This window comes from Spongiibacter sp. IMCC21906 (assembly GCF_001010805.1).
GTDB lineage: Bacteria > Pseudomonadota > Gammaproteobacteria > Pseudomonadales > Spongiibacteraceae > Spongiibacter.
The window spans coordinates 2458050-2484445 of sequence record NZ_CP011477.1 but is presented as its reverse complement, the minus strand read 5'-3'; the positions used below and the strand labels follow the sequence as shown (position 1 = coordinate 2484445).

At 51.1% G+C, this 26396-nt stretch carries 22 protein-coding genes; 20 read left to right on the top strand and 2 right to left on the bottom strand.

The genetic code is table 11. From position 1 onward, the window contains the following. Positions 1–55 precede the first annotated feature (55 nt). The 13 genes from ccmA (at position 56) to IMCC21906_RS11420 (ending at position 14960) form a co-directional block, all read left to right on the top strand. On the top strand, positions 56–700 hold the full coding sequence (ccmA, locus tag IMCC21906_RS11480; RefSeq protein WP_047012283.1) for a cytochrome c biogenesis heme-transporting ATPase CcmA: 645 nt from the start codon (positions 56–58) through the stop codon (positions 698–700). Beyond that, entirely contained in the window at positions 684–1373 is a 690-nt protein-coding gene (gene ccmB / locus IMCC21906_RS11475) for a heme exporter protein CcmB (RefSeq protein WP_047012282.1), read from the top strand. Before ccmA ends, ccmB begins: the two co-directional genes overlap by 17 nt. Positions 1374–1542: 169 nt before the next feature. Then, positions 1543–2277, top strand: coding sequence for a heme ABC transporter permease (locus IMCC21906_RS11470; protein ID WP_047012281.1), 735 nt, complete (start codon positions 1543–1545; stop codon positions 2275–2277). Positions 2278–2281: 4 nt separating this feature from the next. After that, positions 2282–2473: a heme exporter protein CcmD gene (ccmD, locus tag IMCC21906_RS11465; protein WP_047012280.1), complete on the top strand. Its 192-nt coding sequence runs from the start codon at positions 2282–2284 to the stop codon at positions 2471–2473. After that, positions 2473–2946 carry a cytochrome c maturation protein CcmE gene (gene ccmE / locus IMCC21906_RS11460; protein WP_047012279.1) on the top strand — a complete coding sequence of 158 codons (474 nt, stop codon included), beginning with the start codon at positions 2473–2475 and terminating at the stop codon, positions 2944–2946. Before ccmD ends, ccmE begins: the two co-directional genes overlap by 1 nt. Continuing rightward, positions 2943–4931, top strand: a complete 1989-nt coding sequence (locus IMCC21906_RS11455) for a heme lyase CcmF/NrfE family subunit (protein WP_047012278.1) — start codon at positions 2943–2945, stop codon at positions 4929–4931. Before ccmE ends, IMCC21906_RS11455 begins: the two co-directional genes overlap by 4 nt. Next, positions 4918–5472: a DsbE family thiol:disulfide interchange protein gene (locus IMCC21906_RS11450; protein WP_047012277.1), complete on the top strand. Its 555-nt coding sequence runs from the start codon at positions 4918–4920 to the stop codon at positions 5470–5472. The genes IMCC21906_RS11455 and IMCC21906_RS11450 overlap by 14 nt, the downstream gene beginning before the upstream one ends. Then, on the top strand, positions 5469–5954 hold the full coding sequence (locus tag IMCC21906_RS11445) for a cytochrome c-type biogenesis protein (protein WP_047012276.1): 486 nt from the start codon (positions 5469–5471) through the stop codon (positions 5952–5954). Before IMCC21906_RS11450 ends, IMCC21906_RS11445 begins: the two co-directional genes overlap by 4 nt. Beyond that, on the top strand, positions 5947–7149 hold the full coding sequence (gene ccmI, locus IMCC21906_RS11440; protein ID WP_197085894.1) for a c-type cytochrome biogenesis protein CcmI: 1203 nt from the start codon (positions 5947–5949) through the stop codon (positions 7147–7149). Before IMCC21906_RS11445 ends, ccmI begins: the two co-directional genes overlap by 8 nt. Positions 7150–7367: 218 nt before the next feature. Then, a complete protein-coding gene (gene smc / locus IMCC21906_RS11435; protein ID WP_047012274.1) occupies positions 7368–10865 on the top strand; it encodes a chromosome segregation protein SMC in 3498 nt (1165 codons plus the stop codon). A gap of 217 nt (positions 10866–11082) precedes the next feature. Beyond that, positions 11083–12294, top strand: a complete 1212-nt coding sequence (zipA, locus tag IMCC21906_RS16375; protein WP_052763507.1) for a cell division protein ZipA — start codon at positions 11083–11085, stop codon at positions 12292–12294. Between the two features lie 30 nt (positions 12295–12324). Continuing rightward, positions 12325–14355: an NAD-dependent DNA ligase LigA gene (gene ligA, locus IMCC21906_RS11425; protein ID WP_047012273.1), complete on the top strand. Its 2031-nt coding sequence runs from the start codon at positions 12325–12327 to the stop codon at positions 14353–14355. Then, positions 14352–14960 carry a transglycosylase SLT domain-containing protein gene (locus IMCC21906_RS11420; RefSeq protein ID WP_369795758.1) on the top strand — a complete coding sequence of 203 codons (609 nt, stop codon included), beginning with the start codon at positions 14352–14354 and terminating at the stop codon, positions 14958–14960. Before ligA ends, IMCC21906_RS11420 begins: the two co-directional genes overlap by 4 nt. A 42-nt stretch (positions 14961–15002) precedes the next feature. Here IMCC21906_RS11420 and gloA read toward each other — a convergent pair whose 3' ends face one another. Next, positions 15003–15443 (bottom strand): lactoylglutathione lyase, encoded by a 441-nt coding sequence (gene gloA / locus IMCC21906_RS11415; RefSeq protein ID WP_047012272.1) that lies wholly within the window; start codon positions 15441–15443, stop codon positions 15003–15005. A 133-nt stretch (positions 15444–15576) separates the two neighbouring features. On the opposite strand from gloA, the gene IMCC21906_RS11410 reads away from it, so the two are divergent. The 5 genes from IMCC21906_RS11410 (at position 15577) to IMCC21906_RS11390 (ending at position 23271) form a co-directional block, all read left to right on the top strand. Continuing rightward, entirely contained in the window at positions 15577–16050 is a 474-nt protein-coding gene (locus IMCC21906_RS11410) for a flavodoxin family protein (protein WP_047012271.1), read from the top strand. A 431-nt stretch (positions 16051–16481) separates the two neighbouring features. Beyond that, positions 16482–18848 carry a TonB-dependent receptor gene (locus tag IMCC21906_RS11405; protein WP_047012270.1) on the top strand — a complete coding sequence of 789 codons (2367 nt, stop codon included), beginning with the start codon at positions 16482–16484 and terminating at the stop codon, positions 18846–18848. A gap of 211 nt (positions 18849–19059) precedes the next feature. Continuing rightward, positions 19060–21645, top strand: a complete 2586-nt coding sequence (locus IMCC21906_RS11400) for a TonB-dependent receptor (protein WP_047012269.1) — start codon at positions 19060–19062, stop codon at positions 21643–21645. Positions 21646–21727: 82 nt separating this feature from the next. Continuing rightward, a complete protein-coding gene (locus IMCC21906_RS11395) occupies positions 21728–22678 on the top strand; it encodes an XdhC family protein (RefSeq protein WP_052763506.1) in 951 nt (316 codons plus the stop codon). After that, complete coding sequence (locus tag IMCC21906_RS11390; RefSeq protein ID WP_047012268.1) at positions 22678–23271, top strand: NTP transferase domain-containing protein; 594 nt, start codon at positions 22678–22680, stop codon at positions 23269–23271. The genes IMCC21906_RS11395 and IMCC21906_RS11390 overlap by 1 nt, the downstream gene beginning before the upstream one ends. Before the next feature lie 20 nt (positions 23272–23291). On the opposite strand, the gene IMCC21906_RS11385 is transcribed toward IMCC21906_RS11390, so the two are convergent. Continuing rightward, positions 23292–24176: a LysR family transcriptional regulator gene (locus IMCC21906_RS11385; RefSeq protein ID WP_047012267.1), complete on the bottom strand. Its 885-nt coding sequence runs from the start codon at positions 24174–24176 to the stop codon at positions 23292–23294. Positions 24177–24298: 122 nt separating this feature from the next. On the opposite strand from IMCC21906_RS11385, the gene leuC reads away from it, so the two are divergent. Together leuC and leuD are read left to right on the top strand one after the other, a co-directional pair. Continuing rightward, on the top strand, positions 24299–25735 hold the full coding sequence (gene leuC / locus IMCC21906_RS11380; protein ID WP_047012266.1) for a 3-isopropylmalate dehydratase large subunit: 1437 nt from the start codon (positions 24299–24301) through the stop codon (positions 25733–25735). Continuing rightward, positions 25732–26376 carry a 3-isopropylmalate dehydratase small subunit gene (leuD, locus tag IMCC21906_RS11375; protein ID WP_047012265.1) on the top strand — a complete coding sequence of 215 codons (645 nt, stop codon included), beginning with the start codon at positions 25732–25734 and terminating at the stop codon, positions 26374–26376. The genes leuC and leuD overlap by 4 nt, the downstream gene beginning before the upstream one ends. Positions 26377–26396: the final 20 nt, after the last annotated feature.

Genomic DNA, 26396 nt, shown 5'->3' with positions numbered 1-26396 from the left:
TGTCTTCACTTCGTATATACTTGGCCGAGTTTTTTACCCACTGGCGAGCGCGGTTTTGGCTGATCCCCTTCTGCAAATTCAACAACTTTTTAGTGAACGTGACGACCGCATCCTGTTCTCCTCGTTGAGTTTCTCTCTGTTCGCCGGAGAAATGCTGCAAATCGCCGGGCCAAATGGCAGTGGCAAAACCACCCTGTTACGGATTTTGGCGGGCCTGTCCTCCCGTTATGAGGGCAAGGTGTTCTGGCGGGGCGAAGAGATGTCAAAGGTGCTAGCGCAATTTCGCAGCGATACCCTTTATCTCGGTCATGGCTTGGGTAATAAAGCCGTGCTGAGTCCGCTGGAAAATCTGCGCTGGTCCTGCGCTATTCAGGGCTTGGTGGTGGCAGAGACAAAATTGTTTGCTGCGTTGAACAAAGTCGGTTTAACAGGTTTTGAACAGCAGCCCTGTTCCAGCTTATCTGCGGGTCAGCAGCGTCGTGCGGCACTGGCCCGTTTATTTTGCCAACCGGCCGCGTTGTGGATACTGGATGAGCCGTTTACCGCGATAGACCAGCAAGGTGTCTCGGAGATCGAGGGGTGGTTGGAGGCTTTTTGTAACGAGGGTGGGGCGGTATTGCTAACCACCCACCACACGCTCAATACACAAGGGCAGCACCGGTTGCTGGAGTTGGGAGGCGGTGATGTCAGCCTCCATTAGTCTGTTTGGCGTGGCGATGGCGGTATTGCGCCGCGATCTCTCGGCAGCGTTGCGCCGGGGAAGTGAGTGGAGCAACCCGCTGATTTTTTTCTTGATGGTCTGCTCGCTGTTTCCATTGGGCATCGGCCCCGATCCAGCGCTGCTGGGCCAATTGGCACCGGGCATCGTCTGGGTGGTGGCACTGCTCGCGTCTTTGTTGGCGACGGACCATTTGTTTCGGGGCGACTTTGACGATGCCAGTCTTGAGCAGATGCTGCTCAGCCCTGTGCCCTTATATCCCCAAGTTATGGCTAAAGTCTTGGCTCATTGGTTGATGACCGGACTACCGTTGAGTTTGATTTCGCCGGTGCTGGCATTAATTCTGCAAATGCCCAGTACCGGAATGCCAGTAATGATGATGAGTTTACTGCTGGGGTCTGGGGTGTTGAGCTTTATTGGTGCCATCGCGGCTGCGCTAACGGTGGGGCTGCGAAAAGGGGGGCTGTTGCTGTCATTGATTACGCTACCCCTGTATATTCCGGTGCTGATTTTTGGCAGCAGTGCCGTCCAGTCTGCAGCAGAATCGGCGGCGTATTTGCCGCAGTTATCGGTGCTGGCGGGGTTTTTATTGCTCGCGATTGCGTTGGCACCATTGGCTATTTCAGCGTCGTTACGGATCAGCGTAGACCAATAATGGGACCAATGGACTACAGTGCGAAGGACCGTGCTGTTTTACAATGAGGCGTTGCAGTTGTTAAACGTGTGTCGAGGACGTAATGACCTCAAGCATGCAGTCGCTTTGAGTGTTAATGAATATTTGCAAGGCATGTTGAATTTACTAGCTTAGGGTATCGGTTTTGGCAATGTGGGCTTTTATACATAAATGGGGATCGCCACGCTGGTTTTATCAGTTCAGCGGCCGTTTGATTCCCTGGTTAGCTTTGCCAGCTGTGGTGCTGCTTGTGTTGGGCAGTGTTTGGGGGCTGGCATTTGTGCCAGAAGACTTCAAACAAGGTAATAGTTTTCGAATCATTTATATTCATGTTCCCGCTGCGGCGGTGGCCATGGGCGGGTATATGGTAATGGCCACCGCTGGTGCCATTCATTTGATCTGGCGAATGAAACTGGCGGCAATGGTGATGAAAGCCATTGCCCCAATTGGAGCTTCGCTAACGTTTTTAGCGCTGCTTACCGGCGCAGTTTGGGGAAAGCCGACCTGGGGAACCTGGTGGGTGTGGGATGCCAGAATTACCTCGGTGCTGATCCTGTTCTTTTTGTATTTAGGCATTATTGCCCTGCATCAAGCCTTTGAAAATCGTGACGCGGCAGCCAAGGCCTGTGCGGTGCTGGCCATTGTTGGTGCGGTGAATATTCCTATTATTTATTGGTCGGTGGAGTGGTGGTATAGCCTGCATCAACCCGCCAGTATCAAATTTGTTGGTGAATCGTCCATCCATCCCAGTATGCTAAGGCCGTTATTGGCAACGATCAGTGGCATGTATCTGTTTTTTGCTTGGATGGTATTGAGTTATACCCGAGCCGAAATTTTGGAACGAGAGCGCAACACCCGTTGGGTGAAAACGCTGGTGGGAGAGTAAACGCGTGGTTTTTGAGAGTTTTTCTGCGTTGTGGAGCATGGATGGTCACGGCAGCTATGTTTGGTTTTGTTACGGCATTTCTGCGCTGGTCTTGCTGGCGTTGGTGATGGCGCCAGCTCGACGCCGACGGCTAACAGAGCAACGGATTCGCGCCGTGCTGCGTCGGGAACAATCGGCTCAGAGGAGTGAGGGCTAATGCATCCTGTCCGTAAACAACGATTAATGATCGTCATCTTTATCTTGTTGCTTGTCGCGGTTGCGGCGGCCTTTTTAGGTTACGCCCTGCGAGAAAATATCAATTTATTTTATCCCCCGGCAGACATTGTTGCCGGTAAAGCACCATTGGACAAAAAGATTCGCGCCGGGGGCATGGTACAAGAGGGCAGTATCAAACGCAGTGAGGATAGTCTAAAGGTACAGTTTGTGGTTACCGACTTTAGCGCCGTAGTCCCGGTTGAATATGAAGGCATTCTCCCCGATTTATTTGCCGAGGGTGAGGGCGTCGTTGTTTCGGGAAACCTCGGGAGCGATGGCGTGTTTTATGCCACCCAAGTACTGGCGAAACACGATGAGAATTATATGCCCCCTGAAGTGAGTGATGCCCTGAAAAAGACCGAGGCGAGGGCGGCTGCGCAAGCCGCGGCAGCCAAGGAGTCGACTGGGACGTGATAGTTGAGCTAGGTCACTTTGCTTTAATTCTGGGGCTCTGTTTTGCGTTGGCTTTGGCCATTTTGCCGATGGTCGGCGTCTACCGGGGAGATGCAGCAGCAATGGCCTCGGGGCGCTATCTGGCGCTGGGGCAGTTTGTGTTTACCAGTATTTCAACGCTGTGCCTGGTCTATGCGTTTATCAGCGACGATTTTTCCGTCGATATTGTTGCTGCCCAGTCCAATACTTTATTACCGGTGGCGTATAAGTTCAGCGCCTTGTGGGGTGGCCATGAAGGCTCGCTGTTGCTGTGGTTGGAAATTCTGACGCTATGGACCATCGCGGTGGCCTTGTTTTCTCGGCAGTTACCCTTGGATATTCTGGCCCGAGTGCTGTCGGTGATGGGCATGATTGCCGTGGGCTTTTTCAGCTTTTCGCTGTTTACCTCCAATCCCTTCGCCCGCCATCTCATTAATATTCCAGCAGAGGGCCAGGACCTTAATCCGCTGCTGCAAGATCCCGGCATGGTGATTCATCCGCCCATGTTATACGTGGGTTATGTTGGTTTTTCCGTGGCCTTTGCCTTTGCTATTGCCGCTTTGCTCAGTGGTCGAATGGATGCCAGCTGGGCGCGTTGGTCACGGCCCTGGACCAATATCGCTTGGCTGTTTTTGACCGTCGGCATCACCTTGGGAAGCTGGTGGGCTTATTACGAATTAGGCTGGGGTGGCTGGTGGTTTTGGGACCCGGTAGAAAACGCCTCATTTATGCCTTGGTTGGTGGGTACGGCCTTGATCCATTCCTTGGCTGTCACTGAGAAGCGCGGCGCTTTTAAAAGTTGGACGTTGCTACTGGCAATTTTTGCTTTTTCATTGAGCCTGCTGGGGACTTTCCTGGTCCGTTCAGGGATATTAACGTCGGTGCATTCCTTTGCCGCTGACCCTACTAGAGGCATGTTTATTTTGGGCTTTTTGGTGTTGGTCGTGGGGGGTTCTTTAACCTTGTACGCCTTTAAAGCACCGAGCGAAAATCGCAATGTCTCCTTCACTAAACTGTCTCGAGAAGCCTTGCTGCTGGTCAATAATATCCTGTTGATTGTGGCAGCCCTCACCGTGTTGCTGGGAACCTTGTTTCCGCTGGTTATGGATTTTGCAGGGCTGGGTAAATACTCTGTGGGGCCACCGTATTTCAACGCTATTTTTGTACCGCTGTGTTGTTTGCTGGGCTTGGCTCTGGGCCTTGGCCCATCTACCCAGTGGAAGCGCAGTCGCTGGCAAGATTGGTGGCCCACCATGTTGGGCGCTTTTGTTGCCAGTGCCTTGCTGGCACTGATTTTACCTGCTTGGCTGGGTGGCGAATTTCATATTGGCGCCACGCTGGGGGTTTTGCTGACCGCTTGGATCGTGAGTAGCAGCGTCGTGAATTTACGGTTTAAGCTGCGCCACGCCAGCAGTTTGGCAAAAGGTTTGAAGCGTCTGAGTCCGTCTTATTATGGCATGTTGATCGCCCATCTGGGCTTGGCTTGCAGTATTTTAGGGGTTGCGATGACTACCAGCTTTCACGATGAGCGGGATCTTCGTTTGGCGGTGGGAGAAGAAGCCGAAAGCGCCTTTGGTTACCGTCTTCGTTTTAACAGCATCAACCCACTTGAAGGCCCAAATTATCGCGGCCAACAAGGCCATTTCACCCTCTTTCAAGACGGCAAAATCATAACCGACTTGCACCCGGAAAAACGGCGCTATCACGCCAGAGGTCAGCAGGTGATGACCGAGGCGGCGATTGATGCCGGTATATGGCGAGATGTGTATGTGGCGATGGGCGAACCAGTGGGTCGCGATGCCTGGGCGGTACGAATTCATATAAAACCCTTTGTGCGGTGGATATGGGGCGGTGGGGTGTTAATGGCATTAGGCGGCCTGCTAGCGATTTTTGATCGTCGTTATCGAGTCACAGGCAAACCCGGTACCGTTGCCGATAACACAGGAGTCGACTATGGAAAGGCTTAAGCTTTTTCTGCCGCTGGTGATTTTTGTCATTTTGGCGGCGGTTTTTTTTGGCGTTGAGAAGCGAGTGCAAACTGGCGAATACAGTCCCACCGCCATGCCTTCGGCCTTGATTGATCAACCCTTGCCAGGCTTTGCTCTAACCGAGTTGAGCACCGGTCAAACCCTAACGCGCGCGGATTTACTGGGCGGCGATTGGTTTTTGTTAAATGTGTGGGCAACCTGGTGTCCCAGTTGTCATTTTGAACACCCTTTTTTACTAAAGTTGGCGCAAGAGGGTGTGCGCATTTATTCAGTGGATTACAAGGACAATGCGCCGGAAGCCAAAAATTGGCTAACAGAAAAAGGTAACCCCTATGTGGCGACCTTGTTTGATCCCGACGGGGTGTTTGGTCTTGATTTGGGCGTGACCGGTGCCCCCGAAACCTATTTGGTCGATGCTGAGGGAATTGTGCGGTTTCGTTACCAGGGCGCCTTGGATCAACAAGTTTGGGACAGGCAGTTTTTGCCCCAGCTAGCGAAGCTGAACGAGTCGTCGCAATGAAGCCCCTGGTATTGATATTGGCGTTGTTGTTTTCGGTGTCGAGTTTTGCGGTGATCGAAACCTATCGCTTTGACAATGATGTGCAGCGGCAACGCTACCAGAATTTTATCGATGAGCTGCGTTGTCCCAAATGCCAGAACCAGAATCTATCTGGCTCTGATGCGGCCATTGCTCAAGATTTACGCAGAGAAATTCATCGCATGATTATGGCGGGCAAAAGCGATATTGAAATTACCCAATATATGCTCCAGCGCTACGGCGATTTTGTACTTTATCGCCCCCGAATGTCGGCGGCCACGTCGGTATTGTGGCTTGGTCCTATCGCCTTGGTGTTGTTAGGCGGGCTGGTGTGGTGGCGGCTGTCGGCGCGTCGCAGTGGTGATGTGCCGGTCAGCGGAGAGTTGAGCACAGCGGAGCAACAACGCTTAAGCCAATTAATGGATGAGGGTGATGATGCGCGGGGAGGTTCTCAGCGTGATTGAGCTTTATCTGGGTATGGGAATTCTCGTGCTGGTGGCGCTGATCATTGTGTTGGCTGCTGCGCGTAAGCGACCGCAAGCCGTGAATGCACAGCGCCATCTTGCTGCTCAGCAATCCTTCTTTCGTCAACGCCAGCAGGAGTTAAAAGCCGATTTTAACACCGGCCTTATTGATGCCAGCCAGCTGGAAGAGCTAGAGCAGGAGCTCAAGCGGCAGCTGGTAAATGAAACCGACCAGCGTCCGGATTTTGAGGGTTTGCAGAGTAAACAGCGCAGTTTATATGTATTACTGCTGCTGATTCCTCTGCTGGCCATCCTCTTATATCAGCTGTTGGGCTACCAAGAAGATTTAGCATTGCGGCAAATGCAGCAGGAGATTGTCGAAGCCCCGCAGCTTAGCCCTGAGCTTTTAGAGGAATTTGAGCAGCGTTTGCAGAGCGCCTTGGCCAAGCGCCCGGATAGCCCGGATCATCTGTCGATGATGGCGAGTTTGCGTCGTCAGGCGGGTGATTTTGCCGGGGCAGCGCCGTATTACCAACGCTTGTTGGAGCTCTTTCCCAATGATGCCGAGCTGATGGCCCAGCTGGCTCAAGCCCGCTATTTGGCGAATAACCGCCAATTGGATGGGGATATGCGTCAGTTGCTGAAACAGGCGCTGGCGATTGCGCCCCGGCAAGCCACGGCTCTGGGTGTGCTGGGTATTGATGCCTTTGCCAAGGGAGATTATTTAACGGCAATTGACTACTGGCAGCGACTGTTACCGGGCTTGGCGGCCGGGAGCAGTGAGCAGGCGGTCATTCAACAAGGCTTGGCGACGGCAAAGGAAAGAGCACAGGCAGCAGGTGAGCTGAGCGGTTTGAGCGTTAGCGTTGCTGTTGATCCTGATTTGGGGGCGACGCCAGATGGGGTTTTGTTTGTGGTGGCCAAGAGCGATGACGGCAACCCTATGCCGGTAGCGGCGGTGCGTCGGGGGGTGAATCAATCCTCTTGGCCGGTGTCGGTATTCATCACTGACGCGGATGTGATTCGACAGGGCAAGACTTTAAAGGATTTTGCCAATTTGGTGATTACGGCGCATATCAGCTTGAATGGCACCGCTATTCGTCAACATGGAGATTGGATCGCCGCGCCGCAAACCATCGAAGCCGGTGAGGATAAAGCGTTAACGCTGCTGATTAATCAGCAGCTTGAAAAATAATCGCTACTAAGAACATGATTGTTGCCGGTGATGGTTTTTATGGTTTGTCTTCCTTCTCTCTATGCTGTTTTACGCCCATGAGGGCGTAAAATTCGCTTAATTGCTGCTTTGGCTGTCGCAGCCTGTAATTTCTGCTTTTACTCAGAGTCGGGCAGGCTATAATCTCGCTTTGCTGAAAAATAACGGTCACCACCACAAAACGGATTTCCTAGCATTCTATGCGTCTGAAAAGTATCAAACTGGCGGGGTTTAAGTCCTTCGTCGATCCAACTACGGTTCACTTCCCGTCTAACCTCTCTGCGGTGGTAGGCCCTAACGGCTGCGGCAAATCTAATATCATCGACGCGGTGCGCTGGGTAATGGGCGAAAGCTCGGCCAAAAACCTCCGGGGCGAGTCGATGACCGACGTTATTTTTAACGGCTCGGTCAATCGTAAGCCCGTCGGCCAGGCTTCTATTGAGTTGGTGTTTGATAACAGCGCCGGGAAACTGGGCGGTGAATATGCCCGCTACAGCGAAATTGCGATACGCCGTAAGGTCACCCGGGAAGGAACGTCTGAATACTATTTAAATGGCAGCAAATGCCGCCGCCGGGATATCACCGATATTTTCTTGGGTACTGGGTTGGGCCCGCGCAGCTACGCGATTATCGAGCAGGGCATGATCTCCCGCTTGATTGAGTCTAAGCCAGAAGAGCTGCGGGTGTTTGTTGAAGAAGCCGCCGGGATTTCCAAGTATAAGGAACGCCGCCGGGAAACCGAAAACCGCATGCGCCGTACCCAAGAGAATTTGGAGCGTTTGACCGATTTGCGGGATGAGCTGGAACGTCAGCTCCAGCATTTGCAACGCCAGGCCGCTGCGGCAGAAAAATACACCGAATACAAAAAAGACGAGCGCTTACTCAAAGCGCAGTTGCAGGTATTGCAGTGGAGCGAGTTGGACGATCAGGTTAAAGAAAAGGAATCGCGCATCAGCCGCTTGGAGCTGGACCGAGAAGCTGTCGTCACCGAGCAGGTTTCGGTCGACACGGCCATCGAGCAAGCTCGGGATCAGCACAGCCAGCTCAATGATAGTTTTAACGAAGTTCAGGGCCGTTTTTACAGTATCGGCACTGAAATCGCCAAGGCCGAGCAGACCATTCAGCATCAACAAGAACGTCAGCGTCAGCTCAGTGATGATTTGCAGCAATTGGAGGCGAGCCAGCTTGAAACGCGCCAGCACCTAGAAGGCGACAAGGAAAATGCCTTGCGTTGGGAAGAAGAGCTGGAACAGTTAACACCCGAGCTGGAAATGTTGGCAGCAGAGGAAGAAGTGGCCACCGAAGCCTTGGTCGTGGCAGAAGAATCCATGCAGTCGTGGCAACAGCGCTGGGACGAATTCAATCAGGATGCCGCCCAGCCGAGGCAGCGTGCTGAGGTAGAGCAATCTCGAATTCAACATCTTGAACTGAGTTTGCAACGGCTACAGGAACGCATTCAAAAAGTTGAGCAGGAGCGTCGAGGCCTTGTCGGCGACGACGATGGCGAAGAAATCGAGCTGTTGCAGCAGCAAGCAGCAGAAATGGAACTAGAAGGCGAGTCCATGCAGGCGCGATTGGACGAGCTGCTGCCTAAAATTGAACGCTGCCGAGACGATATCAAGCGGGGCGAAGACGAACTGGATCGCCTGCGTAGTGAGCTGCAAAAAGGACGTGGTCGGGCCGCCTCGCTAGAGGCCCTGCAACAAGCGGCGTTAGGGCAAAATGATGACAAGGCCCAAGCCTGGCTGGAAAAACACGGCCTCAGCAGTCAGCCGGTGTTGGCTGAGCATTTAAACGTCGATGAAACTTGGCAGACAGCGGTAGAAACAGTTTTGGCTGACCAGCTGCAAGCTTTGCAGATTGACTCTTTGGCGTCGGTTTCCAGTCTTTTAAATGATCTGGAACAAGGCCAGCTGAATTTTGTTGAAGTGGCTGATGAGGTCACTGCTACGCCGGGCAGTCTTGCCGATAAAGTGTCGGGGGCAGGTGCCTTGGCTGCTGCGCTGCAAAAAATTAAAACGGCGACGGATCTCAACGACGCCTTGGCTATGCGTAGCACATTAGCTGCCGACGAGTCGGTTATTACCCCAGAGGGACTGTGGTTTGGTGCCCATTGGCTGCGAGTCAGCAAAGGCCAGGCGGAGCAAGGCGGGGTATTGCAGCGGCAACAGGAGTTGCAGGACTTGCAGGCGCGGGTTGATGTTCAGGAAGCCACGCTGGCTGAACTGTTAAGCACACTGGAATCTAGCCGGGAATCGCTTAAAGTTTTTGAGCAGGATCGGGAGGCAGCCCAGCGCGATGTGCAGCAGCACAGCCGGAAGCAAAGTGAAGTTAAAGCCGAGTTGAGTGCGCAACAAGCCAGAAATGAACAGCTATTGGCTCGACGTCAGCGTTTGGATGCGGATATTGAAGAGCAGCGGAAACAGTTTCAGCTAGAGCAAGAGTCGCTGGCAGAAGCGAGAATGACCCTGCAAGAAGCCATTGAGGCAATGGAGCAGGATTCTGGCAAGCGCGAGAATTTGCTGAAAGATCGAGATAATAGTCGTAGCGTACTGGATGCCGCCAGACAAAAGGCCCGCCAGAGTAAAGATCACTCTCATCAATTGGCGATGCGGCACCAGTCATTGCGGACCCAGCGCGATGCGGTAGCGCAAAATATCAGCCGTAGCGAACAGCAATTAGAGATGTTGGCCCAGCGCCGCGCCCAGATCGAGGCCTCCCTTGGCGATAACGATAGCCCCATTGACGATTTGCGAATGGAGCTAGAAGCGAATTTGGATAAGCGCCTGCGGGTGGAAGAAGAGTTGGCAGAGGCTCGCCGGGCTTTGGACCAGGTGGCTCACCAGTTGCGGGAAAACGAGCAGCGTCGTCAAGGTATTGACCTGCGTCTGCAGGACGTTCGGGGCAAACTGGAGCAAGCTCGGGTTGATCGGCAAGGGCTGGAAGTGCGTCGTAAGGCTCTGCAGGATCAACTTCAAGAAGCGCAGTTTGACCTGGAGACGGTTAAGGATAGCTTGCCGGAAGAGGCCAGCCAAAGCCGCTGGCAGGAAGAGCTGGAGTCGGTGGGGCGGCGGATTGCTCGCTTGGGCCCTATTAACTTGGCCGCTATTGAAGAGTACAAGCAACAATCTGAGCGCAAAAACTATCTGGATGCACAGAATCAGGACCTGGAAGAAGCGCTGGAAACCCTGGAGTCGGCAATACGCCGCATCGACAAGGAAACCCGCAACCGCTTTAAAGACACCTTCGACAAGGTAAATGCAGGTTTGCAGGCCTTGTTCCCGAAAGTGTTTGGTGGTGGTAATGCCTATTTGGAAATGACCGGGGACGATTTGCTCAATACCGGTATTTCTATCATGGCGCGACCGCCGGGCAAGCGTAATAGCACTATTCACTTGTTGTCTGGTGGTGAAAAAGCACTTACTGCGATTGCCTTGGTGTTTTCTATTTTCCGTCTTAATCCAGCGCCGTTTTGCATGCTCGATGAGGTGGACGCGCCGCTGGATGACGCCAATGTGGGGCGCTACTCTCGCATGGTGAAGGAGATGTCATCTGAGGTGCAGTTCATTTACATTAGTCACAACAAAATCACCATGGAGATGGCAGATCAGCTAATGGGTGTGACTATGCACGAGCCAGGGGTGTCGCGCTTAGTGTCGGTTGATCTTGAAAAGGCGGCTGAGATGGCCGCGCTATAATAAAGCCGGTAATGGAAGCACCGCGAGAAGCTCGTTGTTGACGTGCGGTGACAAAATAGAGAGCTAAAATAGCCTGTAAAAAAGGTGCTCAAATTAGAACACCGGGGGAGCAGTGGATATTTCACAATCTGCGTGGAACAATAACGGCGACGTTTAATCCAACTGCAAAGCAAAAGATAAGATAGTGACCGGTTACGGTCGGGGTAAGGGCTTCGTAATGGATCTCACAGTCAAAGACTGGTTAATTATTATAGGTGGTTTGCTAGCGGCGGCGGTCTTGCTGGATGGCTATCGCCGTATGCGCAATGATCGGCGAGAGACGATTCGAGTGGCGTCTCGTAAGTCTCGGGATGATGTCGATGAGGATATGATTAATCCTGAGTTGCCCGGCGGCACCGCAAGAGTCATTGCAGTGAGAGAATCGCCGAGCTTACATGTTAAGCGTGCTAATACAGCCACTCAAAGCGGCCAGCCGAGCGGATTGTCAGGGCAAGAGCCAGCGGTGGACAGGCCCCAGGTGAATACCACTGGCGAAGACTTTGACGATGACGATATTCTATTTCGAGATCCGAGTGAAGAATACGTCTCGCCAGTTCGGCAAAGGAAGTCAGTTGGCGACCAAGTTAAACATGATGCCGACGTGGGTATTGACGATACGGCATCAGCTGAATTAGATAAAACAAGATCTTTGCAGGATGATTTGGCATCTCCGTCTGGAGATACCTCTTCATTTGAGGTGCCCAAATCAGAAGCAACAAACGCTAAGCCCAATCAATTTGAACAGACTGCATCGGAGTCAGCTCGGTCTGAAATAGATGATTCTGAAACTGCAGCGGCTAAAACCAACGTAAACCAAGCCGATGACATGAGCGCGGGTCTGACAGCGAAACGTGAAGACCGAGCTTTTGAGGTTGAGCCGTCGGCGAGCATTGCTGCCAGCCGACGAGCAGATGAGAAAAAACGCGCCACAACAGAGTCTGGCGCCGAGACGAAACCTGAGCATCAAGAGTTGATGGTGCTTAATGTCCTGTCGCCCACAGGCAAGCCGTTTAATGGCTCAGATATGCTGCAAATTTTGTTGGCTTGCGATGTACGCTACGGAAAAATGAATATTTTTCACCGCTATGAAAAATCAGATGGCACTGGTCCGGTGCAATTTAGTATTGCCAACTTGGTTGAGCCCGGTGATTTTGATTTAGACGGTATCGAAGATTTCACTACACCGGGGCTGGTGTTTTTTATGCACTTGCCAGGCCCCAAAAATAGCATTAAAGCTTTTGATGCCATGTTGGAAACGGCGCGCTGCTTGGTTAATAATCTTGGCGGTGAACTTCGGGATCAAACCCACAGTGTCGCGACCAAGCAAACTCTTGAGCACTACCGCCAACGGATTCGCGACTTTGAGCGTCGCCAGCTTACGCTGATGTAATCGCTATAATCAGGATAAAACCCGCGTCGCATGACAAAAACAAGTTCTCCTGAGTCTCGTGCAGCGGTGCTGCGCGAGCAACTGCATTTATATAACCACCAATATTACGTTCTCGATCAGCCCAGCGTTCCCGACGTGGAATACGACCGCTTGTTTCGGGAGCTGCAAGATATTGAAGCCCAGCACCCAGAATTGCGTACACCCGATTCGCCCACCCAACGCGTTGGGGGGGAGCCGTTGAGTGCCTTTAAAACGGTGCGCCATGAAATCCCCATGCTGTCGTTGGACAATGTTTTTTCAGAGCAAGAATTGCGGGACTTTGATCGTCGAGTACGTAGCCGCTTGGCTGATCAGGAAACCTTCCACTACGCCTGTGAGCCAAAGCTGGATGGTATTGCCGCAAGCCTGTTATACGTTGACGGAGTATTGGTTAGAGGCGCAACGCGCGGGGATGGCCAGCAGGGTGAAGACATTACCCAAAATGTCCGCACGGTTGCTTCTATTCCACTTAAATTACAGGGCGATGATTGGCCTGATGAATTAGAGGTGCGGGGCGAAATTTATTTGCCTCGGGCTGGCTTTGAAAAAATTAACGCCCAAGCCCGGCAAAATGACAGCAAGCTGTTTGTAAACCCTCGCAATGCCGCCGCGGGAAGTTTACGCCAGCTTGATAGCCGGATTACCGCCAGTCGGCCACTGGAAATGTGCTGCTACAGCGTGGCATTGGCGGAAGATCAACAACAGCTTTTTAAAAGCCATAGTGAAGGTTTGCAAAAGCTGGCCCAGTGGGGGTTTTTGGTGAGCCCGCTATTAAATGTGGTGGACGATATCGAAGGCTGCCTGGACTATTATCAGTCGCTGTTGGCCCAGCGAGATGGCCTGGCCTATGACATTGACGGTATTGTTTTTAAAGTGAATGAGCTGTCAGTACAGGACACCTTGGGGTTTGTATCACGGGCACCTCGTTGGGCCATTGCTCATAAATTTCCTGCTCAAGAAGAAATTACCACGTTAAAAGAGGTGGAGTTTCAAGTTGGACGAACCGGTGCCATTACGCCAGTTGCCAAGCTTGAACCGGTGTTTGTTGGCGGCGTGACAGTAAGCAATGCCACACTACATAACTTTGATGAAGTGCAACGCTTGGGAGTGATGATTGGCGATGACATTATTATTCGTCGCGCCGGGGACGTCATTCCGCAAATTGTTCAGGTAGTGGAAGACCGCAGGCCCGCTGATGCTCGCGCTATTCAAATACCTGAGCATTGTCCTGTCTGTGAGAGCCCTCTTGAAAAAGCCCCCGGCGAAGCCGTGCTGCGTTGCACCGGTGGTTTGATTTGTGGTGCCCAGCGGCGAGAAGGGATTAAGCACTTTGCCTCTCGCAAGGCAATGGATATTGATGGTTTGGGTGACAAGTTAGTCGATCAGTTAGTGGATTCTGGGCTGATAGAAACCATTGCGGACTTGTATTCACTGACTGCACCGCAGCTTGCCGGGCTTGAACGTATGGGCCAGAAGTCGGCTGATAATCTTATTGCCGCACTGAATAAGTCTAAAGACACCACTTTGCCACGGTTTTTGTTTGCTTTAGGCATTCGTGAGGTTGGCGAGGCAACAGCACGCAATTTGGCCTTGCACTTTGTCAGTCTAGAGAATCTTATGGCCGCAGACCAAGAAGCTCTGTTAGTGGTAGACGATGTTGGACCGATTGTGGCCAGTCATATTGCGGCGTTCTTTGCGGTAGAGCATAACCGCGATGTCGTGGCGGCATTGGTGGCCGCAGGAATTCGTTGGCCGGAGATCAAGACCGGAAGTGATGCTCAACTCTTAAGCGGGCAAACGTGGGTGCTAACCGGCAACCTCGAAGCCATGACTCGGGCCGAGGCCAAGGAGAAATTACAGGCCTTGGGTGCTAAGGTGGCAGGGAGTGTATCGGCAAAAACGGATTGTGTGGCGGCGGGTTCCGCAGCAGGCTCTAAGCTAGCGAAAGCACAATCACTGGGAATAAAAACGCTTGATGAAGAAGGTTTGATTGCAGTGCTAAAAGAAGGTGGGCAGCTTTGATTCGTGTGCTAGTGCTGTTGGGTCTGGTCTTTGTGATGACGGCCTGCACCACGTCTCCACCGCGCAACCCCAATAATATTTGCGATATTTTTCGCGAAAAAAGTGGCTGGTATGACGATGCTAAAGCGGCATCTAAACGCTGGAATTCGCCGATTCCATCGATGATGGCTATTATGCATCAAGAATCCAGGTTTGTTGCTAACGCTAAACCGCCACGTAAATACTGGTTGGGTTTTATTCCTGCGGGACGTATGTCCGATGCCTATGGTTATGCGCAAGCTAAAGATGGTACTTGGCGTTGGTATAAAGATAAGTCAGGTAACTGGGGTGCTGACCGGGATGACTTTGAAGATGCTATTGATTTTGTTGGTTGGTACAACAACACCAGTACGCGTATAAACGGCATTAGCCCTGCGGACACCTATAGCTTGTATCTGGCTTATCATGAAGGCCATGGTGGTTTTAAACGCCGTACTTTTGATCGCAAAGCGTGGTTGAAACGGGTCGCCAGTAAAGTGACGTCCCGGTCTCAAACCTATCGTGGCCAGTTGGCTATTTGCGAAAAAGACCTGCAGCGCGACGGCTGGTTCTTTGGTCTGTTCTGAGTTTTTCTTTCGTTTTTCCTATCCGTCGATATAAACGAAATCTTACCACTCGCCGGTATTGGCCATCGATTGCCAAGGCTCTGCAGGTGCTTTGGCGTCGCCCTTTTGCAGTAATTCTATTGAGATGTTGTCGGGCGAACGGATAAAGGCCATATAACCGTCTCTGGGTGGTCGGTTAATGGTGACGCCGCCGTCTTGGAGCTTTTGGCATAGCTGGTAGATATCGTCCACGGCAAATGCCAAGTGGCCAAAATTACGGCCACCTTCATAAACTTCATCGTCCCAGTTATAGGTCAGCTCCAAGGTGGGTGTTTTGTCTTTTTGAGCTTTTTCGGCATCTTCTGGCGCGGCAAGGAAAATCAATGTGAAACGGCCTTTTTCGCTGTCGTAACGCGATATTTCCTTGAGGCCTAGCAAGGTGCAGTAAAAATTTAACGAGGCGTTCAGGTCGCGAACCCGGACCATGGTGTGTAGATACTTCATTGTGGCTCCTTTGTACTACTTGCCAATAAGTCCCCGTTAAAACTTTGAATCGTGATTTCAGTAGTTCACGGGCTTTGCTGGTGGCGTTACAGTAGCAAGCAATATGTATTGAGGTTGAGGCTATATTAAGAGAATGACAGATTTAGCAAAAAAGAATTTCCTTATTGTCTATCACAGCCAGTCTGGTCGCAATGAACAGCTGGCGTATGCTGTTTATAAAGGTGCTATAGAGGCCGACGAGGCGATTTCTGCACGTTTATTGCGGGCGGCAGAGGCGGGCACTCGGGACGTGATATGGGCTGATGGTATTTTAATGGTCTTTCCTGAATATTCTGGCTCAATGGCTGGAGGAATGAAGGAGTTTTTGGATCGCTGCTTTTATCCAGCTATTGATAGAGAGTTACATTTGCCCTATGGCTTGTTGATATGTACCGGGAATGATGGCCGTAACGCCGCCCAACTCGCTGCCCGTATTGCCAAAGGTATTCCTTGGATTTCTGCAACAGAGCCGAGCATTTTCCGTGGTCCGCCAGATGCGACAGTCTTGGCAAGTGCTGAAGAGCTTGGTGCCGCTTTTGCGGCTGGCTTGTGTATGGGGATTTTTTAGCCACAACCTGTAGGTAGGGCTGGGACCATTTTTGCCCCCAGTTTTGTTGCCAGCCACTTGTTTAGAGTGACTAAACAAGTGGCTGGCGCCTAGCCGGAGGCAAAAATGACTTCCAGCAGTGACAATTGGGTTAGTGTGATCAGGCCTTGGCTGAATGTAGCTCTGGCAGCAAAGTGTGATTTTTTACAGCTAAATTTGCCCCGAAATATGTACAAGTCCATATTCCCATCTACACTAAAATCAGATTGTGATAAATCGCGTATAAATGCTTAAGTCATAACAATAGTTAGTATTTAAAAATTACAGCCGATTACGTCATGTTTTCATTGAAAACATGTATTGAAAGTGGCAAGCTAAGTTCCAGTGGATTGGGTTGATCATCAATGGTTATCTCAATGTACCAATAATAATTAACAAACTTTGGAGGTCATATGACCTTAGGACGTGTTTTCACATCGTTTCAAAAAAGCCTTTTAGCAAGCGGCGTAGCCTTGGCCAGTAGTGCAAGTGCTGTTGCAGCTCCGGTTCTAGAGGAGGTCTTAGTAACGGCAACGTTTAGGGCTGAGAGCCTGCAAGACGTGCCTGTCTCTGTAAATGCCGTTTCCGGTGAAAAAATGCAGGAAATTGGTATTGATAAGATAGAGGACCTGCAGGCGTATGTGCCGAACCTTTCTATGTCGGAAACCGGCATAGGCACCAATATTTATATTCGAGGTATTGGTTCAGGTATTAACCCAGGGTTTGAGCAGTCGGTGGGCATGTATTTTGATGGCATTGCTTACAGTCGCGCTCAGCTTACCCGCGCGCCATTTCTTGATTTGGCGAGGGTGGAAGTGCTCCGGGGCCCGCAAAATATTCTTTATGGTAAAAACAGCATCGCGGGTGCGCTGAGCTTGGTATCGGCGCGGCCGGGGCAAGAAAAAGAAGGTTTTGTTTCATTGCTATATGAACCAGACCACGGTGAAAAAGTAGCAGACGTGGTGTTGTCTGGTCCTATTACGGACACCCTGGGTGGGCGTGTGGCGCTGCGGAAACGGGAATTTGACGGCTATATCGAAAATTTAACGCTGAATCGCGATGAGCCAGCCCGAGAAGAAAGCACGTTCAGGGCGATACTTGATTGGGATGCAACCCCCGATTTGACCGCCATGTTGAAGTTTGAACTGGGCAAATTTAATGTTGATGGTCGGCAGGTGGAAATCACCACTGACAGGGCCGTGGCGGTGGGCAATCCAAACTATTCACAAACCCTTGTAGGGGGTTTTGGCGCCGATCCTTCGGTGCTGAATACGGGCTTGGATTTTAAACGCTCATCCAATGGCGACTACAGCGATAACCGCACTCGTAATGTCACCCTGAATGTCGATTATGCTTTAGGTGAAGGCACGCTTACTTTTATTTCCGGTATTTTGGGTTATGAGTTTGATGAGCTGTGTGACTGTGATTTTACCGGCGCCAATGTGTTTAATGTGTTGTTCAATGAGGAGTATGAACAATACAGTCAAGAAGTTCGGTGGGTGTCGGCTTCCGGAGGCACTTTTGAGCATATCGGCGGTGCGTACTACCAGAAAAGCGAGTTAGATTTTTATGACTCTATTCGCATAGACGGCACCATTCTTCCCCAAGCGATTGCTGTGAGTACTGGTTCGGCAGCAGCAGGAAATGCTATTGCCAATACCACCACGCCAAGGGAGTTCACTTCCGATTCTGATTTATGGTCTGTATTTTGGCAAACCACATGGAATGCAACTGAGCGCTTTCGCGCCACATTGGGTGTTAGATACTCCTCTGAAGAGAAGGATGGTAGCCGAAGCCTGACAGTTGCAGACCTGGACGGTAATGAGCGGCCTTTGGGTACGGTGGATGGGGTGTTGGCAAGCGTATTTAAAATAGAACGCCATAACCTTTCTGGTGAGCAGGATGAAGATCAATTTGCGCCATCGTTAAACCTGCAATATGACTTCAGTGATAGCGTTATGGGCTACGCAACAGTCACCAAGGGTTATAAAACAGGTGGTTTTGATGCGCGCTCAAATGCGTCGCCAAACACGGCTCCTAATGCAGCGGGATCGGTGATTGTGGGGGCCTTTGAATACGACAAAGAAAAAGCCACCAGTTTTGAGGTCGGTGCTAAAACCAGCTTTATGGACGGTCGTCTCGAGCTGAATGTAGCGGCATTTCTCACCAAATACGATGATCTTCAAGTCAGTATCTTCGATGGCACACTAGGCTTTAATGTGGGCAATGCGGGGGCGGCTGAAACCAAAGGTATCGAGTTGGATACCCGATTGGCGATTACCGATCGTTTAAGTATGACCGCAGCGTTAGCATTCCTTGACTTTGAGTTTACTGATTTCCCGAATGGGCAGTGTTATCAGGGGCAAACGCCTGATGCGACGGTGAACGGTGTGGATTTCTGTGACTACGAAGGCAAGTCTAACCAGTACGTGGCGGATTATTCAGGCAACCTGGCTTTTAATTATGAGCAACCGGTAGCCAATAATCTGTTATTCCGTGCTTCTACTGATTTTGTCTTCACCGATGACTATAACTCTTCGCAAAACCTTGACCCTAGCCAAGAGCAAGATGGCTACGTGAAGGTGAATATGCGTCTGGCATTGGCGAGTGAAGCCGATGGCTGGGAAGTGGCGCTAGTCGCGAAAAACCTCACCGATGAAGAGGTAGTCTCTTATTCCAATGATACCCCATTGGCTAACAGCAGCTTTGGTGCCATCAGTCATTATTCATTTGTTGAGCGCCCTCGGAGTGTTGCGCTGCAGCTGTCTCTGCGTTGGTAGCATGCTGAAGGAATAATGCCTTGTGATTTTATTGCCCTGCATTGCAGGGCATTTTTTTAGCAGTACAATTTATATTGCGGGGAATATAGAAAATTGCGCCATGTTTTCATTGCAAACATAAAGCTAAAGTGAGAAGCTAAGCTTCTGTGTTTGGGGTTGCTTATAGGGTAGCCACAAAGAGCCAATAAAAAATAATAGCCTCGGAGGTCATATGGCCTTAAAACGTGTTTTTTCATCTTTTCAAAAAACTCTTCTAGCCACTAGCGTCGCCTTGGCCAGTAGTGCCAGTTTTGCGCAAGCGGTGCTGGAAGAGGTGATCGTGACGGCCACTATCAGGGCCGAAAGCCTGCAAGATGTTCCGGTTTCTGTTAATGCGGTCACTGGCGATAAGATGCTGGAGGCCGGGATTGGCAAAATAGAAGACCTGCAGTCTTATGTTCCCAACCTCACCATGTCCGAGACGGGGATTGGTACCAATATTTATATTCGCGGTATTGGCTCGGGTATCAACCCCGGCTTTGAACAATCGGTAGGGATGTATTTTGACGGCATTAGCTATGGTCGCGCTCAGTTGACCCGAGCCCCATTTCTCGATTTAGAACGGGTGGAAGTATTGCGTGGTCCACAGAATATTTTGTTCGGTAAAAACAGTATTGCTGGTGCGTTGAGTTTAATCTCAGCACGACCCGGTCAAGAAACCGAAGGTTTAGTCTCCTTGACCTATGAGCCAGAGACCAATGAGCGCATTTTGGATTTTGTCGCTTCTGGCCCCCTCAACGATGAGTTTGGCGCACGGGTGGCAATTCGTAAACGCCAGATTGATGGCCACATTGAAAACATCACCCTGAACCGTGATGAGCCTGAAAGAGATGAGCAAACTTTCCGACTTATTCTGGATTGGGATGCCAGCGCCGATTTGACGGCATCGCTGAAATTAGAGGCGGGCTCTTTTGATGTGAATGGTCGTCAAATTGAAATTATTAATGATCAGCGGTCAACTTCGACGACAAGTTCTTTTACCGGAAAAACTTATGCCGAAATCCTGGATTCTACGGAAGTTGGTGTCGGTCCTATCGTGCTGGCCACGGTTGATGCTGATTCCTCTGTGCTTAACAATCGGCAAGATTTTAAGCGTTCTTCCAACGGTGACTTCAGTTATAACGACACCCGTAATGCGACCTTAAACGTAGACTATTATCGTGATGGTCACCAGTTCACTTTTATTACTGGTTTACTTGGTTATCAAACCGATGAGCTTTGTGATTGTGATTTTACGGGCGCGCCATTATTTAGCGTGGCCGCAGAAGAAGAGTACAAACAATTTAGCCAAGAGCTGCGTTGGGTATCGCCTGTTGGGGAAACCTTTGAGTTTATCGGTGGCGCCTTTGTTCAGTACAGTGAATTGGATTTCTACGATAGCATTCGGGTAGAGAGCGATATTCTTCCGGGCTTAATCAATGCAGCGGATATCCAGGAAGTGGGTGGCCGTGGTGAAGGTCCTCAGAGTGGCGATTTGACGGGTGGGCCGTTGGATGATGTTGTGGAAGGGACCTTTGCTGGCACGCCGCTGGAAGCCATTCTGCAACCATTTTTTGATGCGGGTTTACCTGAGTTGGGCGGTATTGGTGATGCAGGGGATGCGATTCGTAACCTGGGTACACCTCGGTATTTCAGCAGTGACACCGAGCTGTTCTCTGTGTTTTTACAAACCACGTGGAATGTCACAGATCTGTTTCGGGCAACCCTGGGCTTGCGCTACGCCTACGAGAAAAAAGATGGTAGTCGCAGCTTAGATTTTGCCAATATCCAAACCGGCGAGCGTATCCCTGAAGGTGAAGTGGATACGGTTGTGGCGAAGAACTTTTCAGCTGAGCGACACAACCTGACTGGTTCCCGTACCGAGAGCAATGTTTCGCCATCATTAAATCTTCAGTACGACTATAGCGACGATGTGATGTTGTACGCTACTTTGAGCCGAGGCTTTAAATCGGGTGGTTACGACGCTCGGTCTAACGCGTCACCAGATACTAACTCCATTCGCCCATTGCAAAATCTTGCTGATCCGCAAATGCTAGTGGGTAGCTTTGAGTACGAAGAAGAGCAGGCAACCAGCATTGAATTTGGTGCAAAAACCTCGCTTTGGGGTGGCGCTGCAGAGCTTAATACGGCGTTGTTTTACACCAAGTATGACGACCTGCAGGTGAGTATTTTTGACGGTACTTTGGGCTTTAATGTGGGTAATGCGGGTGCTGCCGAGACCATGGGGCTTGAGCTGGATGGCCGGGTCGCTTTGACGGAAAAGTTAATGATCACAGGGGCGCTGGCATTTTTGGACTTTGAGTTTACGGACTACGAGAACGGTCAGTGCTTTCAGGGTCAAGAGCCAGACAGAGAGGTTAGCGGTGTTGAGTTTTGTGACTACAAAGGCAAGACGAATCAGTACGTGGCAGACTATTCCGGTAATATAGGTTTGGTTTACACCACCTCGATACTGAAAGATCTGGAGTTGCGTAGCGCGGCGGACTTTGTCTTTACGGGTGACTACAACTCTTCTCAGAATCTGGATCCTAGCCAGCAGCAAGACGCTTACGTAAAAACCAATTTACGGGTGTCTCTGGCGGACCCCGGTAAGGGTTGGGAAGTTGCGGCCTTGGTTAAAAATCTAACCGATGAGACCGTCATTTCTTACTCAAACGATACGCCGCTTTCCAGTAACATATTTGGTAGCATTGGCCATTACGGTTTTATTGAGCAGCCTCGCACCATTGCAATTCAAGGTACCTATCGCTGGTACTAGTTTGAATTTCGGTTTGAGTCTTGTTTAAGCATTAATATTAACGCCGCTTTTGCGGCGTTTTTTGTATTTGGGAATATCAACTTTGCGTTCATCAGATGACATTGTTTTAACCGCTGCCACTGCTGCCTTGCGAGAAAGTAAAGTGGCCTGGTTGTGTACGGTTGCCAAAACCTTTGGCGCTTCACCTCGGTCCCAGGGCGCATTGTTGCTGCTTAGTGATGATGGTCAGTTGAGTGGCTCTTTATCTGGCGGTTGTATAGAAGATGATTTATTGCAGCGGTTAGCAGAGGGAACGTTGGCGAAGAAGCATCCCGAACTTATCGAGTTTGGTCTTAGTGCTGAAGAGAATGAGCGATTCGGCTTACCTTGTGGTGGGCGAATGCAAATTCTGGTGGAGCGTCTGGATGCCCGACATTTGCCTTTAATAGAGCGAGTTAGCTCTGCATTGAGTTCACGCCGGGCGATTCGCCGTCTGGTGTGTTTACAGTCCGGTGATTGGCAGTTAGCCGAGCGTGAGTATTGCGCTGCCTTAGAGTTGAGCGAAGACAGATTACAGCAGGATTTTGGTCCTCATTACCAACTGCTTTTGGTGGGGGCGAATGAGTTGGCCCGCTGTATTACCGAGATTGCGTTGGCGATGGATTATCGCGTGTTGGTGACCGACCCTCGGCCGGAGCGTTTGGATCAATGGCCACTCCCTGGCGTAGAGCTGGTTTCAGGGATGCCGGATGATGTAGTGAGACAGCGGGCAAGCGATAACCACAGTATTGTCATCACCTTAACCCACGACCCCAGAATTGATGATATGGCGCTCATGGAGGCGCTGACCCAGCCGTTGTTTTATGTCGGGGCGCTGGGTTCTCAGCGTACCTCAGATAAGCGTCGCCAACGCTTGTTAGAGCTAGATGTCAGCGAAGCGCAGTTGGCTAAGCTCCGAGCGCCAGTGGGTTTGGCTATCGGCAGCAAAACGGCGATGGAGATTGCGGTGGCGATTATGGCGGAACTCACCTCCTTGCGGGCCAAATTCAAATAATGAAGGTGTTGGCGCTTTTGCTGGCGGCCGGACAAAGCCGCCGATTTGGCGAGCAGGATAAGCGCAGTGTACGCATGCCCGATGGCGGTTTATTGGTCAATGCCATGCTGCGACGACTGAAAAAAGCGGGGGTCGAGGCTCGGGTTGGTATTCGTCGTCATGATAATATTGCTCCTTTGCTAGTGGGTGAGACTATCGTCTGCCCGCGTGGGCAGGAGGGGATGGGTGGCACCATTGCCGATATGCTCAATGATGTGATGACTGACTCGGCGCTAGATGCTGTTATGTTGATGCCTGCAGATTTACCGTTAATACGAGTGAGCACCTTGGCTGCCTTGGCGGCATCGGCCAGCCCTGAGCGCATTGTTTTGCCGCAATGTGATGGCCGTCAAGGTCACCCAGTGGTGTTTGGACGCCGTTTTTTTCCGGCTTTAAGCCAGCTGTGTGGAGACCGGGGTGGCAAAGCGATTATTACGGATCATCCCGAGTGCTGTGATGTCATTGTGGTGAGTGATCCGGGCATTTATCTCGATGGGGATACCCCTGCAGCAATGGCTGCACTGCTTGTTCAACTTAGCCCCAAAAATCGTTGATGGAGGTCAGTGCCTGGCTCTTAATGTTTGGCATTGATGGCCTCGGCTTCCAGTAACGTAATAAAGGCTTGAGCGGCATTCGACAGACTTCGGCTGCGATGGTGTACGCAGCCTAAAATCCGTTGCAGAGGCATGCCCTTTAGCGGCAGCGCCACCACGGTGTCATCTAGCAGCGTCAACGGCAAAATACTCCAGCCAAGCCCGATACCCACCATCACCTTAATGGTCTCCAGGTAGTTGGTCGACATGCCGATATTCATTTCCAGTCCTTTGGTGTCAAACAGCTCCTTAATGATCTGGCCGGTGTAGGTGTTAAGACCCGGTGGGATCGCCGTGTAGTGACTGAGCATCTCGGCGGTGACCTCTTTCTGGCTTGCCAGTGGGTGGTCTGCAGCAATGGTGACCATGAGGGGATCTTCCCAGACAGGGATGGACTGCAAATGCTGGTCGGCAACGGGAGAGAGGGTGATCACCGCCAGATCCATTTCGCCGTGTAAAATGCGGTCGTGGGCCCGTTCTGAATCCATAAAATCAATATCCAGCTGCACGTCGGGGTGGCGTTGGCTAAATTCTCGCAATACAGGTGGCAGACGGTGTAGACCAATATGGTGGCTGATGCCCATGGATAAACGACCTGAAATGCCGCCTTGAAGATCGTGAATACTACGGGCAGCTTCGCGAATATCCTGTAATATCTTGCGGCACTGGGGAAGTAGAGCGCGCCCGGCCTCGGTAAGATGAACGTGGCGGCCGATTCGGTCAAATAATCGGCAGTCCAGTTGCTTTTCTAAACTTGAAATACGTTTGCTTACTGCGGGTTGGGTAATGTGTAGCTGCTCTGCAGCCAGTGAAAACGATTGGTTTTCTGCCACCGCGAGAAAGGCATTCAGGGCTTGAGTATCCATGCTTTAAGTTTATCTATTCCTTTTTGGAATTCAAATAATAAAAAATATGAATTTGTTTTATTGGATGGCCTTGCCTAAAATATCACCAATCCAAGCTAGATGGTTAAACGGAAGAGACGGCGATGACGGCTAAAACCTTATACGACAAATTGTGGGACGACCATGTGGTCAAAACCCGTGACGATGGCACTGCCTTGATTTATATCGATCGGCAGCTGGTTCACGAAGTAACCTCGCCGCAAGCTTTTGAAGGCTTGCGTCTGGCGGGCCGTCGCCCGTGGCGCATCGATGCCAATTTGGCGACGCCAGACCACAATGTGCCAACAGAAAAGTTGCAGCGCAGTGGCGGTGTTGAGGGTATCGAAGACGAGGTGTCTCGCATTCAGGTTAAAACCCTGGACGATAACTGTAATGAATTTGGGATTACCGAATTTTCTATTAATGATATTCGTCAGGGTATTGTTCATGTTGTTGGCCCGGAGCAAGGCGCGACTTTGCCGGGAATGACGGTAGTGTGCGGCGATTCCCACACCGCTACCCACGGCGCGCTGGGCGCGCTGGCCCACGGGATTGGCACCTCTGAAGTCGAGCATGTGTTGGCGACCCAGTGCCTGATTCAGAAAAAGAGCAAAAACATGCTGGTTCGTGTCGACGGTGAACTTGGTCCCGGCGTCACGGCAAAAGATATCGTGCTGGCGGTGATTGGCAAAATTGGTACGGCGGGCGGCACGGGTTATGCCATCGAGTTTGGTGGCGCAGCCATTCGCAAGCTGTCAATGGAAGGCCGCATGACCATTTGTAATATGGCCATTGAGGCCGGTGCCCGAGTGGGTATGGTTGCTGTAGACCAAACCACCATCGACTACGTTAAAGGTCGACCTTTTGCACCGACAGCTGAGCAGTGGGACGATGCGGTGAGTTATTGGAACACCCTGCACAGCGATGCCGATGCCGCATTTGATGCCGTTATTGAATTAAACGGCGCCGAGATTGAACCACAGGTCACGTGGGGGACCAGCCCCGAAATGGTTGGACCTGTTGGGGGCGTTGTGCCCACGCCAGAGGATTTTTCTGACCCGGCAAAACGTAGTGCCTGCGCATCGGCGTTGAAATATATGGGGCTGAAAGGCGGCGAGAAAATCACCGATATTCAGCTGGATAAAGTCTTTATTGGTTCCTGTACCAATTCTCGTATTGAGGATTTGCGAGAAGCGGCCAGCGTCGTCAAGGGCAAAAAAGTTGCCGCCAATATTAAAGAGGCCTTGGTGGTTCCCGGTTCAGGTTTAGTAAAGCAGCAAGCTGAGGCTGAAGGACTGGACAAGATTTTTAGTGAGGCGGGATTGCTGTGGCGGGAGCCCGGTTGCTCAATGTGCTTGGCGATGAATGCCGATAAATTAGGGGCAGGGGAGCATTGTGCGTCCACGTCTAACCGTAATTTTGAAGGGCGGCAGGGCTTTGGGGGGCGTACCCATTTGGTGAGCCCCGCCATGGCCGCCGCCGCTGCGATTGCGGGTCACTTTGTTGATGTGCGTGAGTTTACCAAAGGGAGTGCAGCATGAAGCCTTTTACGACATTAAACGGTATTGCCGCGCCAATGGATCGCGCCAATGTTGATACCGATATGATCATCCCTAAGCAGTTTTTGAAATCCATTAAACGCAGTGGCTTCGGTCCCAATCTGTTTGATGAGCTGCGTTATCTGGATGAGGGACAGCCCGGGCAGGATTGCAGTGAGCGGCCATTAAACCCGGATTTTCCCTTAAACGAACAGCGCTATACGGGGGCCTCAATATTGCTGGCTCGGGAGAATTTTGGCTGTGGTTCGAGTCGTGAGCACGCGCCTTGGGCCTTGGAAGATTACGGTTTTCGCTGTGTGATCGCGCCGAGTTTTGCCGATATATTCTTTAATAACTGCTTTAAAAATGGCGTTTTACCTATTGTTTTAGAAGCAGATATAGTTGATAGCTTGTTTAAAGAGATGTATGCCGAACACGGTTACAAGCTGATGGTAGATTTGCCCACCCAGACTATTCAAACTCCGTCTGGTGAGAGCATTAGTTTTGAGGTGGACAGTTTTCGTAAGCATTGCCTCATTAACGGTTTGGATGATATCGGCCTCACCCTTGAAGATGCCGACGACATTAAAGCTTATGAAGTCAAATGGCAGCAAAAATCTCCCTGGTTATTCCGGGCTGGTTAAGCAACGTTGAAATAAGGATT